Source organism: Actinoplanes sp. CA-252034 (assembly GCF_050956125.1).
In the GTDB taxonomy this organism is placed as follows: domain Bacteria; phylum Actinomycetota; class Actinomycetes; order Mycobacteriales; family Micromonosporaceae; genus Actinoplanes.
In genome coordinates, this window is the sequence record NZ_CP191846.1 from 3,844,880 (window position 1) to 3,859,201 (window position 14,322).

Consider the following 14,322-nt stretch of genomic DNA (forward strand, 5'->3'; position numbering starts at 1 on the left):
CCGCCATCGTAGGTTCTCGATCGAGCCGCCGGCCGCCGGTGTCGTCCACACGGTGACCGACGGCCCACGGCGTACCCTAGGAAACCGTCCTCGACCATTGCTGATTGGTGCCGGAACCGCAGGTGTACTGCTGGATGTCGGCGCCGTCGGCGGTGTTGGCCGAGACGACGTCGAGGCATTTCCCGCTGTGCCGGGCCTTGATCTGGAAATAGCTTCCGGTCGCCGCCCACTGCCACTGCTGGTTGGTGCCGTTGCCGCAGGTGTACTGGATGACGTTCGCCCCGTCGGCGGTCGAGCCGGACGCCACGTCGAGGCATTTTCCGCTGTGCTGGGCGACGATCTGGAAATAGCCGCCGCCGGCGTCACGGAACTCGAACTTCTGGTTTCCGCCGCTGTTCCAGGTGTACTGCTTGATCTCGGCGTTGTCGGCCTGCGACGCGCTCACCACGTCCATCACCTTGCCGCTGTTGCGGTTGGTGACACGGTGGTAGGTCGCCGCGTTCCCGGTGACCGTGCCCGCGGCCGCGTCCACCGTGATCGTCGGATACCAGGTCAGCGACATCGACGTGGAGCTGGGGAAGCTGATCGGCAGCCACACGTAGCGGGAGTCGTTGACCGGCCCGGACCACGCGCCGGCCCAGCGGTCGCCCATGTAGAGGTAGCCGGTGCCGGCCGTGCCGGTGATCGGCAGGACGTACGCGGACTGCGAACCGTAGGTGGTCGAGTCGCCGACGTTGGTCCAGCCGGACCATGGCCCGCTGATGCTGGTCGCGGTGGCGTACTTGGACTGGTTGGGGTTCCACCCGGAGGTGCCCGACGTGATCAGGAAGTAGACGCCGTTGCGTTTGAACATGGCCGGCGCCTCCCGGGTCGCGTTGTCCCAGAAGTTGCCGACGACCGTGGAGACCTGCAGGTAGTCGGCGGTCAGGCGGTAGATCATCAGGTCCCGGTTCTCGTCGGCGGCCGAGATCATGTACGCCGTCCCGCCGTCCTCGTAGAGGGTGATGTCCCGCGACATGTAGGTGCCGAACGGCCGGAAGCTGCCGTGGTACGTGTAGGCGCCGTCGATCGTGGCCGACGACGCCACCGCGGCCCGCGCCTCGCCGTAGTCCGTCGCGTTCTCCTTGTGCATCCACATGACGTAGCGCCCGGTCGACGCGTTGTAGACGACCTTCGGCCGTTCGATCTTGGAACTGCCCAGCTCGGACGCCGACGACGACGTGAGCACGTTGTTGCGGAACTCCCACGTGCGCAGGTCGGTCGACCGGTAGACGGAGACGGCCTTGAACGTGTCGTCGGCGTTGCGATTCTCGCCGAACCAGTACCAGTAGGAGCCGACCTTGAGCACCCCGCCACCGTGGGCGTGCACCCCGGCTCCCGACGTGTCGGTGAACTGCACCCCGTTGGTGATCGTGACCGGTGCGGCCTGCGCCGGCGCGGGCAGCACCAGGATCAGCAGGAAGGCCGCGACAGCGGCGAGAAGTCTCATCCGAAAGCCCCGATCGATGCGTAAGAATGTGCGTAACGTCTTCGTAAACGGTCGGAAACGGTGATGCCATGGTGCGATCCCGCTCGGTCGCAAACGCAACCAATCGAACAGCCCTGTTCCAGGTGCAGAGGCACGAGCGGCTGCTCACCGAGTTGCGGCGCTGCGGCGCGGTCCGGGTCAGCGACCTGGCCCGCGATCTGGGCGTCAGCGAGTTGACCATCCGGCGGGACATCGCCGCCCTGGCCGCCCGCAACCTGTGCCATCGGGTGCACGGCGGTGCGACCCTGCCCGCCCCGACACGGCCTTCCCCGATACGCAAGACCGCGTTCACCATCGGCATGGTCGTGCCGTCGCTCGACTTCTACTGGCCACCGATCGTGGCCGGCGCCCGGGCTGCCGGCGCCGCACTCGGCGTCAACGTCCAGCTGCGCGGCTCCAGCTACGACCCGGAGGAGGACCGCCGCCAGATCAGCCGGCTCGTCGACGCCGGCCAGGTGCAGGGTCTGCTGCTCGCCCCCAGCCTGGACGGCGACGACGCGGCCGAGACCCTCCACTGGATCGGCCGCCTGCCGGTCCCGACGATCCTGGTCGAACGTCAGCCGCACCGCTGGACGAGCGCACCCCGGCGGATCGAGTGGGTGCGCAGCGATCACGCCCTGGGCCTGGAGATCGCCGTCCACCATCTGTACGAGCAGGGCCACCGCCGCATCGGCCTGCTGCTCTCCGGCGGCAGCCCCACCTCGACGTACCTGCTGCAGGGCTGGCGCCGGGCCTGCGCCGACCTGGGCCTCGCCGACGACGCCGTGAACGTGCCGATCAGGGGCCTGTCAGCGGTGATCGTGCACAGTGACCCGCAGGCCATCGTGCTCGCCCAGAACGCCGCCGACCAGGGCATCCGGGTCCCCGACGACCTGGCGATCGTCTCCTACGACGACGAGGTGGCTCACCTGGCCGAGCCGGCGCTGACCGCGATCCGCCCGCCGAAGAACCACGTCGGCCGCCTGGCCGTCGAGCTCATGGTGTCCAGGCTGCTCGACGGCGACAAACGACCGGTCCAGGGGGTGCTGGTCGCGCCGGAGCTGGTGGTCCGTCAATCCTCACTGTCACGCAGGACGAGGGTGTGACGGCGATGCCCGGCCCGTGTCACGGGCGGCGCGGGGCGGCCGCCGAGTCGCGGATGCGCAGCGAAGGGCTTATCACGATGCGGTGGGTGGGGCGCTGCGGATCGGCGAGACGGTCGACGGCGAGACGGACGGCGGCGTGGCCGATCGAGCCGCGCGGCGGCCGGACCGCGGTCAGCGCCGGGCTGAACAACCCCGCCACCTCGTCGTCGTAGGCGATCACCGACAGGTCGCCGGGGATCGACAGCTGGCGCTCCTCACAGCGCTGGACCAGGGCGATCGCCTCGGCGTCGGCATGGACCAGCAGTGCCGTGGTGCCGGTTTCGAGGGCCCGGTCGAGGGCCTTGTCGAGGGCCGCCTTGCTGTCCGGCGTACGCGCGTCGGGCACGCGCTCCTCGACGGTGCCGGTCGCGTCCAGGCCCAGCTCGGTGACCGCCTCGTGCCAGCCGCGGTGGATGTGCGGGCTGGTGGGGCTGAGCGCGGCCAGGACCACGCCGACCTTGCGGTGCCCGAGACCGGCCAGGTGGCGGACGGCCATGCCGGCGCCCTGCGCGTGGTCGGAGACGACCGATTCGAGGTGGGCGTGGTGCGGGCCGGCGGTGGCGGTGCGTTCGAGCAGGACGACCGGCATGTCGAGCCCGGCCAGCCACTCGATGGTCTGCTGGGCGGTCGGCGCGTCCAGTCGCGGTGCCACGATCAGCGCGTCGACGCCCTGGTCGACGAGCCGGTCGAGCTGGGGCCGGTCGTCCTCGGTCTGGTAGGACGAGCCGCGCAGCACGATCCGCAGGTCGAGCTCGCGGGCGGTCTCCTCGGCGCCGCGTGCCACGTGCGGGTAGTAGTAGTCGAGCGACGGCACGAGCATGCCGATGCTGCCGCTGTACACGTCCTCGCTGTCGCGCTGCTCGTCGCCGGTGGGCAGGGCGACGCCGCCGTGCACGCGCCGGACCAGGCCCTCGGAGGCGAGCTGGGCGATGTCGCGGCGGATCGTGACCGTGGAGGCGCCGAGAGCGTCGGTGAGGTCGGAGACCCGCAGCACACCGTCACGCTGCAACTGTTCGAGCAGCCGCGCCCGGCGGGCCACCTGCAGCGGCCCCCGCTTGTCCGTATTGCTCACCGTCTCTCCTTCACGATCAGTTCGAGGGAGCCGACGGGCCCCAGGGTGGTGACGTCGATGTCGAGGCGGGTCAGCCGGCCGCCCCACACCTCGGTGAGCAGCGGGTCGTCGAGCTGCCGGGTGGTGACCGTGCAGGGCAGGGCGCCCCAGGTCACGCCGACCCCGTCGATGTCGGCGCCGTCGTCGGTGAGCGTGACCTCGCCGGCCGCGATCAGATGGAGCACGATCGGCCCGCTGCCCGGGAGCAGCTCCCACGAGTCGCGGACGGTGATCGTCGCGGTGTCGCGGTCCAGCCGGGCGGCGCGAACCCAGTGGCGCACGTCGTCACGGGGGTAGGCGCCGGCGAGATCGAGGGTGAGCGACGTGGACTCCCCGATGTCGGCGACCACGTCACGGGCCGCGAACGACCGGCCGGCGCTCTGCTCGGCGCCCCGGATCGACGGAGTGTTGTGCCAGGTGGAGCGCATGGTCCAGATCTCGTACCGCCGGGGCCCGAAGGTCTGCGCGGTGTAGGTGGGCCGCCCCGGGTCGATCAGCACGGGCACCCCGTCGCGGGCCACGATGAAGCTGCCGACGTCGTTGTGGTTGTGGTTCTCCCCGTTGTGCCCGCCCTTGACGGCCAGGGTCAGCCCGGCGGAGCTGCCCGCGGTCGGCCGGGCCAGCAGCACCTGTGTGGACGGGAACCATACGTCGCGGGGCAGCGGCGACGCGACCGGTGTGGCGGTGATCCAGTCCTGGTCGACGACCGCCTGCAGCAGGTAGCCGAGGCCGTGGCTCTCGTGCGCGACGGGCTCGCCGGGCCGTCGATGGGTGGCGGCATGAAGGAGGGCGTCGCGGGCGCCGATCGACCGGGCGAGCCGGTGCAGGACGTGCCACGGCTGGTCGGGCGACGGGCGCGCGGGCCCGTCGGCGTGGTTGAGATACCAGGGTCCGCCCAGGTGGACGCGATGCGGGAAGTCGATCAGCCCGGGATCGAGGTCACGCCCGAGGCGTTCCAGGGTCTCCAGGTAGCGCAGCGCGCCGTACCACCAGTAGTGATAGCCCTCGTCGATGGCGCCGTCGGCGGGAACTGCGGCGCCATACCACCCGAGGCCCTCGACGACGAGGTCGGTCAGCTCGTCGTCCTGGAGGCCCAGGAGTGAGGCGGCGACGAGGACGTTGCTGTGGATCCACGGGTTCCAGTTGTGCACGTGACCGTCGAGACCGAGCCAGTGCCAGTCGCGCCGCTCGGCGAACGGCCGCAGCACGCGCAGCGAGACCTCGTGCCGGATGCGGGCGCGCAGCCCCGGATAGCGCTCGTCGAGCTGGGCACCGAGCACGTGATCGGTCCAGGCCAGCTCGGCGGCGACCTCACCGGCGCCCAGGTCGAGGTAGGGGTCGGTGACGGTCGGCACCACCGAGCCGTGCTTGGTGAACGTGTCGTCGTGGGCCGGCCAGCACCAGGTGCTCTGCTCGCAGAACAGGGTGACGCCGTCGGCGACCTCGTCGAGCCAGACCGGGTCCTCGGTGGCGGCGGCCAGCACGACGGCCCGGGACAGCCGCTGGTGCCGGCCCCAGATCGCCTGCTCGTAGGTGTCACGGTCGCCGTCGCGGTGGTAGCGGGCGAAGTCGCGGGCCAGGGGAGTGGGCCAGGGCGTGCCGAGGGTGGCGCGTGCGCGCGCGGACAGCGCCCGCAGGGTCGGCTCGTCGGCCGCGCTCCACACCGGACGGTCGGTTGCCGGTGGCACGAACATGGACACCTCCCCGTGATCGATCGCGATCGTATCAGATCGCTTTAACCGTCCTGTGACGATCGGGCCGCGCTGAGGGGCCCGATCGGCTAGCTGTTAGTCCTCCTAAACGGCCAGCTCACGGCGTTATGCGATCACTTTTGGCGTGGTCTGAGCGAAGAACTCATTGACATGGTCGATTGTGAGCGTTTTACTTCCCGGAAACCGATCACAGGTACCCGCCCGACCGACTCCGGAGCGTGAAGTGCCACCTGCCTTGGACACCCGTGCCGACTGGACCGGGTTCGCCGACCGCCTGCTCGCCGCCGCGTCCCGGCACGCCTCGCCGTCACACGCGCTGATCACGTTGCCCGGCGCCGAGGGCGGCTACGGGCGTGCGGTCGACGGCCTGGAGGGCTTCGCCCGCACCTTCCTGCTGGCCGGCTTCCGCCTCGCCGGCGAGCGCGGCCGGGGCCTCGATCACCTGGTGGAGCGCTATTCCGCCGGCCTCGCGGCGGGCACCGATCCGGCAAACCCCGACCGGTGGGTACGGATGACCGAACACGCCCAGGCCAAGGTGGAGGCGGCGTCGATCGCCCTGATCCTCGACATGACCCGCGACTGGATCTGGGACCGTCTGGACCCGGGTGTCCAGGAGCGGATCGTCGACTACCTGGCCCCGGCCGTCGGCGACGACACCTACCCGCGGATCAACTGGGTGTGGTTCCGCCTGGTCGTGCAGACGTTCCTGCGCTCGGTCGGCGGCCCCTACTCCGAGGCCGAGATGGCGGCGGACCTGGCCACCCACGACACGTTCCGGCGTGCCGACGGCTGGCTGTCCGACGGCTCGTCACGTGCCTATGACCACTACACCGGCTGGGCCCTGCACCTCTACCCGGTGCTGTGGTCACGGATGAGCGGCGCCCCCGGCCTGCGCCCGGTCGACCGTGACCTGCTCGACCGGTTCCTCACCGACGCGCTCGCCCTGACCGGCGGCGACGGCTCCCCGCTGCTGCAGGGCCGCAGCCTGATCTACCGGTTCGCCGCGGCCGCCCCGTTCTGGGCCGGGATACTCGCCGACGTCCCGTCGCACGCGCCCGGGCAGCTGCGGCACGCCGCCGGCAAGATCGTCGGCCACTTCGCCGGGGACGGCGATCTCCTCACTCTCGGCTGGCACGGACCGTGGCCACGGCTCGCCCAGTCCTACTCCGGTCCCGGCTCGCCCTACTGGGCGAGCAAGGGACTGCTCGGCGTGGCACTCCCGGAGGATCATCCGGTGTGGGCCGCGCCGGCCGAGCCGCTGCCGGTGGAGACCGGCGACGTGCTCCGCGCCGTCCGCGCCCCGGGCTGGCTGATCGCCGGCACCCGCGCCGACGGCATCGTCCGCGTCATCAACCACGGCACCGATCACGGCGACGAGGGCGTGCCGGGCGGCGACTCACCGCTCTACGCCCGGATCGGCTACTCGACGGCGACCGCGCCGGTCCTCGACGAGCGCGGTTGGACCGACCCCGAGGACCAGTCGGTGGCCCTCGTGGACCGGGCCGGGCGGCACTCGCACCGCACCGGCATGCGCACTCTGGCCGTACGCCTCGATGGGTCTCTCGGTTTTGCCGGATCCGTGACCGAGGCGCATTGGCTCGAACCGGACCCGCCAGGCCGGGACCACGGCTCAGGCCGCACCGGAAAGCTCCGCCCAGCCGGGCGGATCACCACGTTCTCGCTGGTCCGCGGCCCCTGGGAGGTCCGGCTCGTCCGGGTCGCGCAGGTCTCGCCGGACGCCTTCCGCCTGCGGATCGGCGGCTGGCCCGCGACCAGGGGGCTCGTCTCGCGTCTCACGCCGATCATCGGCGCGGGCGTGACGGGCGAGACCGAACACGACGACGCGTCCCCACTCGGCAACCCGGTCCGGGTGCCGTGGATCGAGTTTCCCCTCGCGGAGAGCTGGATCGCCGTGCTCGTCGAGCTGTCCACCGACCCGGCGGAGACGACGTGCCGCGTCGAGATCAACCGCGAACACGTCCGGGTCGTCTGGCCCGACGCAGTTCTGACCCACACCAGAATAGACATAGAGGAGTAGAGATGAAGCGCTCCCTCGCCGCTGTCACGGCGCTCCTGCTCGGTCTCACCGGCTGCAGCAGTGGCGGCGACGCCGAGGAATCCGGCCCGGTCACGCTCACCCTGGCCGGGTGGAGCCTCGCGACCACGCCGGAGTTCAAGACCCTCGCCGACGGCTTCAAGAGCTCGCACCCCGACATCACGGTCGAGCTCAAGGAGTACGACGCCGCCAACTACGACACGCAGATGATCGCCGACCTGGCCGCCGGCAAGGCCCCGGACATCTACGTGCAGAAGAACCTGAAGAACTTCTACACCTACCAGAACGGCAAGCAGCTCGTCGACGTGTCGGACGTGGCCGCCAAGCTCGGCCCCAAGGTCGGCGGGGTGAGCGGCTACCAGGTCGAGGGCAAGACCTGGGCCATCCCGTACCGGGCCGACTCCTGGGTGCTGTATTACAACAAGGCGCTCTTCGACAAGGCCGGCGTCAAGCACCCGGACGGCAGCTGGACCTGGGCCGAGTACTCTGCCACCGCCAAGGAGCTGACCACCAAGCTGAAGGCGTCCGGGGACAAGGCGCTCGGCGCGTACCAGCACACCTGGCAGTCCACCGATCAGGGCTTCGCGCTGGCCCAGACCGCGGGCGCCAGTCTGGAGACCGGCGACTACGGGTTCCTCAAGCCGTACTACGAGACCAGCCTCGACCTGCAGAACGCCGGCGCGCAGGTCAGCCTCGGCGACGCGACCACCAACAGCCTCACCTACCAGGCCCAGTTCGGTAAGCAGTCGGCGGCGATGATGGTGATGGGCACCTGGTACATCGCGACCCTGCTCAACCAGCAGGCCAAGGGCGACGCCGACACCTTCGAGTGGGGCATCGCACCGGCGCCGCAGCTGACCAAGGCCACCACCGGCACGTCGGCCACCCCGGTGACGTTCGCCGACCCGACCGGTCTCGGCATCAACCCGAAGAGCAGCGAGAAGAAGATCGCCGCGGCCAAGGAGTTCCTGGCCTACGCGGCCGGCGCGGACGCCGCCAAGGCGCTCGCCGGCATCGGAGTCACCCCGGCCGACAACAGCACGGTGGCCGACACGATCTTCTCTCTCAAGGGCGCGCCCGGCGACGACCTGTCGAAGTTCACCTTCGCCAACCACGACACCAAGCCGGAGAACCCGGTCTCCAAGTACACGGCGCCGTTGCAGAACATCCTCAAGGACCTGCACACCGAGATCCTGTCCGGGACCACGCCGATCGACGCGGCCATCACCAAGGCACAGGACCGGGCCAAGAACGAGGTCCTGAGCAAGTGAGTCTCCGCGGGCCCGGCACTCCGACCGGGCCCGCGGCACCTCTAGGAGATCTGATGACGACGATGCCCGTACGACGCCGGCGGTGGCGCAACACCGCGATCGGGCTGAGCTTCCTGCTGCCGAACTTCCTCGGCTTCCTGATCCTCACCCTCATCCCGGTCGGGCTGCTCTTCTACTACGCGTTCACCGAATGGAACGTGTTCGGCGGCGCCACCTGGACCGGGCTGGACAACTTCCGGCAGATGGCCTCCGACACCACGTTCTGGACGGCGCTGCGCAACACCCTCTACTACGCGGCCTTCCACATCCCGCTCACGCTCTGCGTGTCGCTCGGGCTGGCCCTGCTGCTCAACCGCAGACTGCGCGGGGTGGCGTTCTTCCGTACGGTCGCGTTCTTCCCGTACATCACCTCGATCGTCGCCATCGCGCAGATCTGGAACATGCTGTTCAGCCCGGGATACGGACCGGTCAACGAGCTGCTGCGATGGATCGGCGTGGACAACCCGCCCGGCTGGACCACCTCGGCCGACTGGTCCATGCCGGCCGTCATCATCGTCGGCACGTGGCGCGACATGGGCTACTACATGCTGCTCTTCCTGGCCGGCCTGCAGACGATCCCGGGCCAGCTCTACGAGGCGGCCAAGGTCGACGGGGCGTCGGCGTGGCAGCGGTTCCGCGCGGTCACCCTGCCCGGGCTGCGGCCCACCACCTTCTTCATCACGGTGCTGCTCACCATCGGCAGCTTCAAGGTCTTCGACCTGATCCTGGTGATGACCAACGGCGGGCCGGGACAGTCCACGCTGGTGCTGGCGCAGTACATCTTCCGGAAGGGCTTCGAGGAGAACCAGTTCGGGTACGCGTCGGCGGTCTCCATCGTGCTGTTCGCGATCTGCCTCGTGGTGACGGTCATCCAGTTCGTCGTCAACAAGCGCAGGAGCTCGTGATGACCACCCTGTTGGTTCCCACCACCCCCACAACGGCGGAAGCCCCCTCCCTCACCCGCCGTCCGTCGAGGGTCTGGCGCCTTCTCGGGTACGCCGCACTGGCCGCCGCCGGACTCGTGGTCCTGATGCCGTTCTACTGGATGGTGCTGTCGTCGCTGAAGTCCAACAACGACGTCTTCACCATCCCGGTCCAGTGGATCACCACCGATCCGGTCTGGAGCAACTACGCCGACATCTGGTCGAAGTCGAGCATGACGACCTGGCTGGGCAACACCGTCTTCCTGTCGGCGGTCGTCACACTGCTGCAGGTCCTCACCGGCAGCTTCGCGGCGTACGGCTTCGCCAAGGTCCACTTCCCGGGGCGTGACGTGCTGTTCCTCGCCTACATCGGCACCCTGGCCGTGCCGTGGCAGTCGTACATGGTCCCGCAGTTCGTGATGATGTCGAAGCTGCAGCTCACCGACTCGCTCTGGTCGATCGTCGCGTTGCAGGCGTTCGGCGCGCTGGGCGTGTTCATGATGAAGCAGTTCTACGAGACCATCCCCGACGAGCTGCTCGACGCGGCCCGCATCGACGGGATGAGCGAGTACGGCATCTACCGCCGGATCATGCTGCCGCTGTCCGTCCCGGCCCTGGCCAGCCTCACCCTGATCACCGCGGTCACCACCTGGAACGACTACATGGGGCCGCTGATCTACCTGCGCAGCCCCGACCTGTGGACGATCCAGATCGGTCTCAAGTCGTTCATCAGCCAGTACAACGCCGAGTACGCGCTGATCATGACCGGATCGGTGCTGTCGGTGCTGCCGATCGTGGTGGTCTTCCTGCTCGGCCAGCGGTACTTCGTCGAGGGCATCGCGACCACGGGGCTCAAGGGATGAACGCCGGCCGGATCTTCGAGGCGGTGTACGTCGCGCTGCTGACGAATCTGCTGCTCGCCCTCGCCTGTGCGCCACTGGTGCTGGTCGTGCTCACCACCGACCCGGGACGGACCTGGCCACTGCTCGTGCTGTTCGCCCCGCTCGGCGGGCCGGCGCTCGTCGCGGCCTTCGCGGTGCTCCGGGCGGTTTCCGACGGCGAGGTCTGGCGGGTCTTCTGGACCGCCTGGCGCACCTCGGCACGACCCGCACTGACCGCCGGGAGCCTCGCCACCGTCGCGCTGCTCGTCCTCGGCGTCGACGCGGCCTGGCTCGCCGGTCGCCCCGCCGGCGCCGTGCTGCTGCCGGTGATCGCCGTCGTCATGACACTGATCGTGATCACCACCGTGCTGACGCTCGTGGCCCTGGCCGAACGGCCGGACGCCCGGCTGCGCGACCTCGCCCGCGCCGGCGCCTACCTGGGCCTGCGCCGCTGGTACCTGAGCCTGTTCTCGCTGGTCGTGCTGGTGCTGTTCGAGGTGCTGCTCGCGGCGCGGCCGGCGATCGCGATCGGTGTGGCGGCCAGCCCGCTGCTCTACATCGTGTGGGCGAACAGCCGGTTCACCCTGACCACCAACGGAAGGACGACATGACGGCGATCGCCGACCAGACCGGAACCGCGGTGACCGCCGCCCTGCGCACCATCGACGCCAACATCGCCGAGTTCGGTGACCGCTACCCCGACGACACGACCGTCGACGACCGCTATCGACCACGGCCGGCCAACACCGGCTGGACCACCAGCTTCTGGCCCGGGATGCTGTGGCTCGCCCACGACCTGACCGGCGACGAGACCTACCGCAAAGCGGCGTCCGCGCACGTCCGGTCGTTCGTCGAGCGGGTCGACCAGGAGATCGACCTGGACACCCACGACCTCGGGTTCCTCTACACGCTGTCGTGTGTGACCGCATGGCGGCGAACCCGGGACCCCGAGGCCAAGCGGGCCGCGCTGTCCGCCGCCGATCACCTGATGCGGCGGGTGCTGCCGTCGGCCGGGATCATCCAGGCCTGGGGTGATCTCGCCGACCCGCGGCAGCAGGGCCGCACCATCGTGGACAGCCTGATGAACACGCCACTGCTCTTCTGGGCCAGCCGGACCAGCGGGGACCCCCGTTACGCGGCGGCGGCCCGGCGGCACACCGCCCAGCTGCGCGACCACATCCTGCGGCCGGACGACACCACCTACCACACGTTCTACTGGGATCCGGCGACCGGCGAGCCGCTGCGCGGGGAGACCGAGCAGGGCAGCGCCGACGAGTCGTGCTGGGCGCGCGGGCAGGCGTGGGGGATCTACGGCTTCACGCTCAACCACCAGTACACCGGCGATCCGACGCTGCTGCGTGCGGCGATCCGATGCGCCGACTACTTCCTGGCCCATCTGCCGCCGGACGGGGTGGCGTACTGGGACCTGATCTTCACGTCCGCCGGCTCCGGCGAGGAACGCGACAGCTCGGCGGCGGCCATCGCCGTCAACGGGCTGCTCGAACTGGCGGCCCTCGTGCCGTCGTCACTGGCTGACCACTATCGGGCGTCGGCCGGCCGGATGCTGCGGTCACTGATCGACGGCTACGCGACCCTCGACCGGCCGGACTCCAACGCGCTGCTGCTGCACGGCGTCTACGACAAACCCAAAGCCGTCGGCGTCGACGAGGGCAACCTGTGGGGAGACTACTTCTACCTGGAAGCCCTCGCCCGCGTCACCCGGCCCGGCTGGACCCACCCCTGGTAAGGAGCACCACCGATGGACTACAAGTACCACTGCTACATCCCGGCCGCGCCCGGACTGAACGAGCTGCCGTTCAACCCGTGCTCGCTGCTCGACCTCCAGCTGCTCACCCTGTCGCCCGGAGAGACCTGGACGGGCTCCTCCGGCGACCGCGAGATCCTGGCCGTGATCCTCGGCGGCACCGCGAACTTCACCGTCGGAGGGTCGAAGTTCGCGTCGGTCGGCGGCCGGGCGGACGTGTTCAGCGGCAAGCCGCACTCGGTCTACATCCCGGCGGGCTCCGACATCTCCGTCGAAGCCGTGTCGCACGTCGAGATCGCCCTGCCCAGCGCACCCAGCGATCTCGTCACCGAGCCGTACGTCATCGAACCCGCCGAGGTGGCCTCCGGGCGCTGGGGCGGCGCCAACTTCGGTCGCGACTACCACCAGATCCTGACCGAGATCGCCCAGCCGACGCTGCCCGCCCGGCGGCTCATCGTGGGGGAGACGTACACACCGTCGGGAAACTGGAGCACCTACCCGCCGCACCGGCACAAGACCGACAACCTGCCCGCCGAGGCCGCGCACGAGGAGATGTACTACTTCCGCGTCGCGCCGGAGGGTGGCTTCGGGATCTGCCGCCTCTACACCGACGAGGGCTACGAGGAGAACTTCACCGTCCGCGACCACGGTGTCCACATGATGCCGGAGGGCTATCACACCGTGGTCAGCGCGCCCGGGTACACCACGTACTACCTGTGGTTCCTCGCCGGCACCCAGCGCACCCAGGGCGCCCACGAGGACACCACGCTCAGCTGGGTCGGCAAGACCGTACCCACCCTGCGCGACCTGGGCCTCTGACCGTGATCCTCTCGCCTCTCCCGGGCCCCGCCCGCTCCGGTCCCGTCCCCCTCGCCCGTGGTTCCGCCGTCATCGGTCCAGCGAGTCGTTCGGGTGTCGCTGGTCTCGCGGACCGTTCCGGTGTCGCTGGTCTTGCGGGCCGTTCGGGTGTTGCTCGTCTTGCGGGTCGTTTGGGTGTTGCTCGTCTTGCGGGTCGTTCGGGTGTCGCTCGGCTCGCGGGCGGTTCCGGTCTCGCCGGGCTCGCGCTTTCCGGGGGGTTCCGGTGATCCTGGACAGCTTCCGCCTCGACGGGCGGGTGGCCCTGGTCACCGGCGGCAACCGTGGCCTCGGCCGGGCGTGCGCTGACGCCCTGGCCGAGGCCGGCGCCTCGGTGATCGCCGTCGGCAGCAAGGAACTCGACCTCGCCACCGCCGACCTCCACGCCTACGTGTCCGAACTCGATCGAATCGACATCCTGGTCAACAACGCCGGGATCATCCGCCGCGCCCCCGCCACCGAGGTCACCGCCGGCGACTGGGACGACGTCCTCACCGTCAACCTCGACGCCGCCTTCCATCTCAGCCAGGCCGCCGGCCGCCGGATGATCGCCCAGGGCCACGGCAAGATCATCAACGTCGCGTCGATGCTCTCCTTCCAGGGCGGCGTCCGGGTGCCCGCCTACACCGCCAGCAAGCACGCCATCCTGGGGCTGACCAGGGCGCTCGCCAACGAGTGGGCCGGTTTCGGGGTCAACGTCAACGCGATCGCCCCCGGCTACATGGAGACCGACAACACCGCCGAGCTCCGCGCCGACCCGACTCGTGCCCCCGGCATCACCGACCGCATCCCGGCCGGGCGCTGGGGCACCCCGGACGACCTCAAGGGCGCGGTCGTCTTCCTGGCCTCCGACGCCGCCCGCTACGTCCACGGCGCGGTCCTCCCGGTCGACGGGGGCTGGCTCGCCCGCTGACCGCTCCGCCGGTGGCGCGTCTCCAGCAGGCGTCCCACCGGCGGCCTTCCCCAGCCTGGCGGGTCACCGGAACTGGTCGATCACCGGACTGGTTGCTCAACGGGCTGGTCTCCGGACTGGTTGGTCTCTGGGCTGGTTGGTCTC

12 protein-coding genes are annotated in these 14,322 nt (G+C 70.0%); 9 read left to right on the forward strand and 3 right to left on the reverse strand.

Features of this window, described 5'->3' with window-relative positions; genetic code table 11:
* Window positions 1-76: 76 nt before the first annotated feature.
* Window positions 77-1,489 (reverse strand): RICIN domain-containing protein, encoded by a 1,413-nt coding sequence (locus ACQPZW_RS17330; RefSeq protein WP_433795919.1) that lies wholly within the window; start codon window positions 1,487-1,489, stop codon window positions 77-79.
* Window positions 1,490-1,611: 122 nt separating this feature from the next.
* On the opposite strand from ACQPZW_RS17330, the gene ACQPZW_RS17335 reads away from it, so the two are divergent.
* Window positions 1,612-2,613 (forward strand): substrate-binding domain-containing protein, encoded by a 1,002-nt coding sequence (locus ACQPZW_RS17335; protein ID WP_433795920.1) that lies wholly within the window; start codon window positions 1,612-1,614, stop codon window positions 2,611-2,613.
* A gap of 19 nt (window positions 2,614-2,632) precedes the next feature.
* Here ACQPZW_RS17335 and ACQPZW_RS17340 read toward each other — a convergent pair whose 3' ends face one another.
* Both ACQPZW_RS17340 and ACQPZW_RS17345 read right to left on the reverse strand, forming a co-directional pair.
* The gene (locus ACQPZW_RS17340; protein WP_433795922.1) at window positions 2,633-3,724 is read right to left on the reverse strand and encodes a substrate-binding domain-containing protein; all 1,092 of its coding nucleotides are present in this window, start codon (window positions 3,722-3,724) and stop codon (window positions 2,633-2,635) included.
* Window positions 3,721-5,457 (reverse strand): heparinase II/III domain-containing protein, encoded by a 1,737-nt coding sequence (locus tag ACQPZW_RS17345; RefSeq protein ID WP_433795923.1) that lies wholly within the window; start codon window positions 5,455-5,457, stop codon window positions 3,721-3,723. Before ACQPZW_RS17345 ends, ACQPZW_RS17340 begins: the two co-directional genes overlap by 4 nt.
* 253 nt (window positions 5,458-5,710) lie before the next feature.
* Here ACQPZW_RS17345 and ACQPZW_RS17350 point away from each other — a divergent pair, with 253 nt between their 5' ends.
* From ACQPZW_RS17350 to ACQPZW_RS17385, 8 genes are all read left to right on the forward strand, one after another.
* Entirely contained in the window at window positions 5,711-7,513 is a 1,803-nt protein-coding gene (locus ACQPZW_RS17350) for a DUF2264 domain-containing protein (RefSeq protein ID WP_433795924.1), read from the forward strand.
* A 2-nt stretch (window positions 7,514-7,515) separates the two neighbouring features.
* Window positions 7,516-8,802, forward strand: coding sequence for an ABC transporter substrate-binding protein (locus tag ACQPZW_RS17355; RefSeq protein WP_433795925.1), 1,287 nt, complete (start codon window positions 7,516-7,518; stop codon window positions 8,800-8,802).
* 53 nt (window positions 8,803-8,855) lie between these two features.
* Entirely contained in the window at window positions 8,856-9,746 is an 891-nt protein-coding gene (locus ACQPZW_RS17360; protein WP_433795926.1) for a carbohydrate ABC transporter permease, read from the forward strand.
* Window positions 9,746-10,627: a carbohydrate ABC transporter permease gene (locus ACQPZW_RS17365; RefSeq protein WP_433795927.1), complete on the forward strand. Its 882-nt coding sequence runs from the start codon at window positions 9,746-9,748 to the stop codon at window positions 10,625-10,627. Before ACQPZW_RS17360 ends, ACQPZW_RS17365 begins: the two co-directional genes overlap by 1 nt.
* A complete protein-coding gene (locus tag ACQPZW_RS17370; RefSeq protein WP_433795928.1) occupies window positions 10,624-11,256 on the forward strand; it encodes a hypothetical protein in 633 nt (210 codons plus the stop codon). The genes ACQPZW_RS17365 and ACQPZW_RS17370 overlap by 4 nt, the downstream gene beginning before the upstream one ends.
* Window positions 11,253-12,392, forward strand: a complete 1,140-nt coding sequence (locus tag ACQPZW_RS17375; RefSeq protein WP_433795929.1) for a glycoside hydrolase family 88 protein — start codon at window positions 11,253-11,255, stop codon at window positions 12,390-12,392. The genes ACQPZW_RS17370 and ACQPZW_RS17375 overlap by 4 nt, the downstream gene beginning before the upstream one ends.
* A 12-nt stretch (window positions 12,393-12,404) precedes the next feature.
* Complete coding sequence (gene iolB / locus ACQPZW_RS17380) at window positions 12,405-13,229, forward strand: 5-deoxy-glucuronate isomerase (RefSeq protein ID WP_433795930.1); 825 nt, start codon at window positions 12,405-12,407, stop codon at window positions 13,227-13,229.
* A gap of 262 nt (window positions 13,230-13,491) precedes the next feature.
* The gene (locus tag ACQPZW_RS17385) at window positions 13,492-14,178 is read left to right on the forward strand and encodes an SDR family oxidoreductase (RefSeq protein WP_433795931.1); all 687 of its coding nucleotides are present in this window, start codon (window positions 13,492-13,494) and stop codon (window positions 14,176-14,178) included.
* Window positions 14,179-14,322 lie beyond the last annotated feature (144 nt).

What these genes read in the sequence shown, in the direction of transcription:
- ACQPZW_RS17330 (WP_433795919.1), bottom strand. Translation starts at nt 1,489, where the DNA reads ATGAGACTTCTCGCCGCTGTCGCGGCCTTCCTGCTGATCCTGGTGCTG.
- ACQPZW_RS17375 (WP_433795929.1), top strand. Translation starts at nt 11,253, where the DNA reads ATGACGGCGATCGCCGACCAGACCGGAACCGCGGTGACCGCCGCCCTG.
- iolB (WP_433795930.1), top strand. Translation starts at nt 12,405, where the DNA reads ATGGACTACAAGTACCACTGCTACATCCCGGCCGCGCCCGGACTGAAC.
- ACQPZW_RS17360 (WP_433795926.1), top strand. Translation starts at nt 8,856, where the DNA reads ATGACGACGATGCCCGTACGACGCCGGCGGTGGCGCAACACCGCGATC.
- ACQPZW_RS17355 (WP_433795925.1), top strand. Translation starts at nt 7,516, where the DNA reads ATGAAGCGCTCCCTCGCCGCTGTCACGGCGCTCCTGCTCGGTCTCACC.
- ACQPZW_RS17345 (WP_433795923.1), bottom strand. Translation starts at nt 5,457, where the DNA reads ATGTTCGTGCCACCGGCAACCGACCGTCCGGTGTGGAGCGCGGCCGAC.
- ACQPZW_RS17370 (WP_433795928.1), top strand. Translation starts at nt 10,624, where the DNA reads ATGAACGCCGGCCGGATCTTCGAGGCGGTGTACGTCGCGCTGCTGACG.
- ACQPZW_RS17365 (WP_433795927.1), top strand. Translation starts at nt 9,746, where the DNA reads ATGACCACCCTGTTGGTTCCCACCACCCCCACAACGGCGGAAGCCCCC.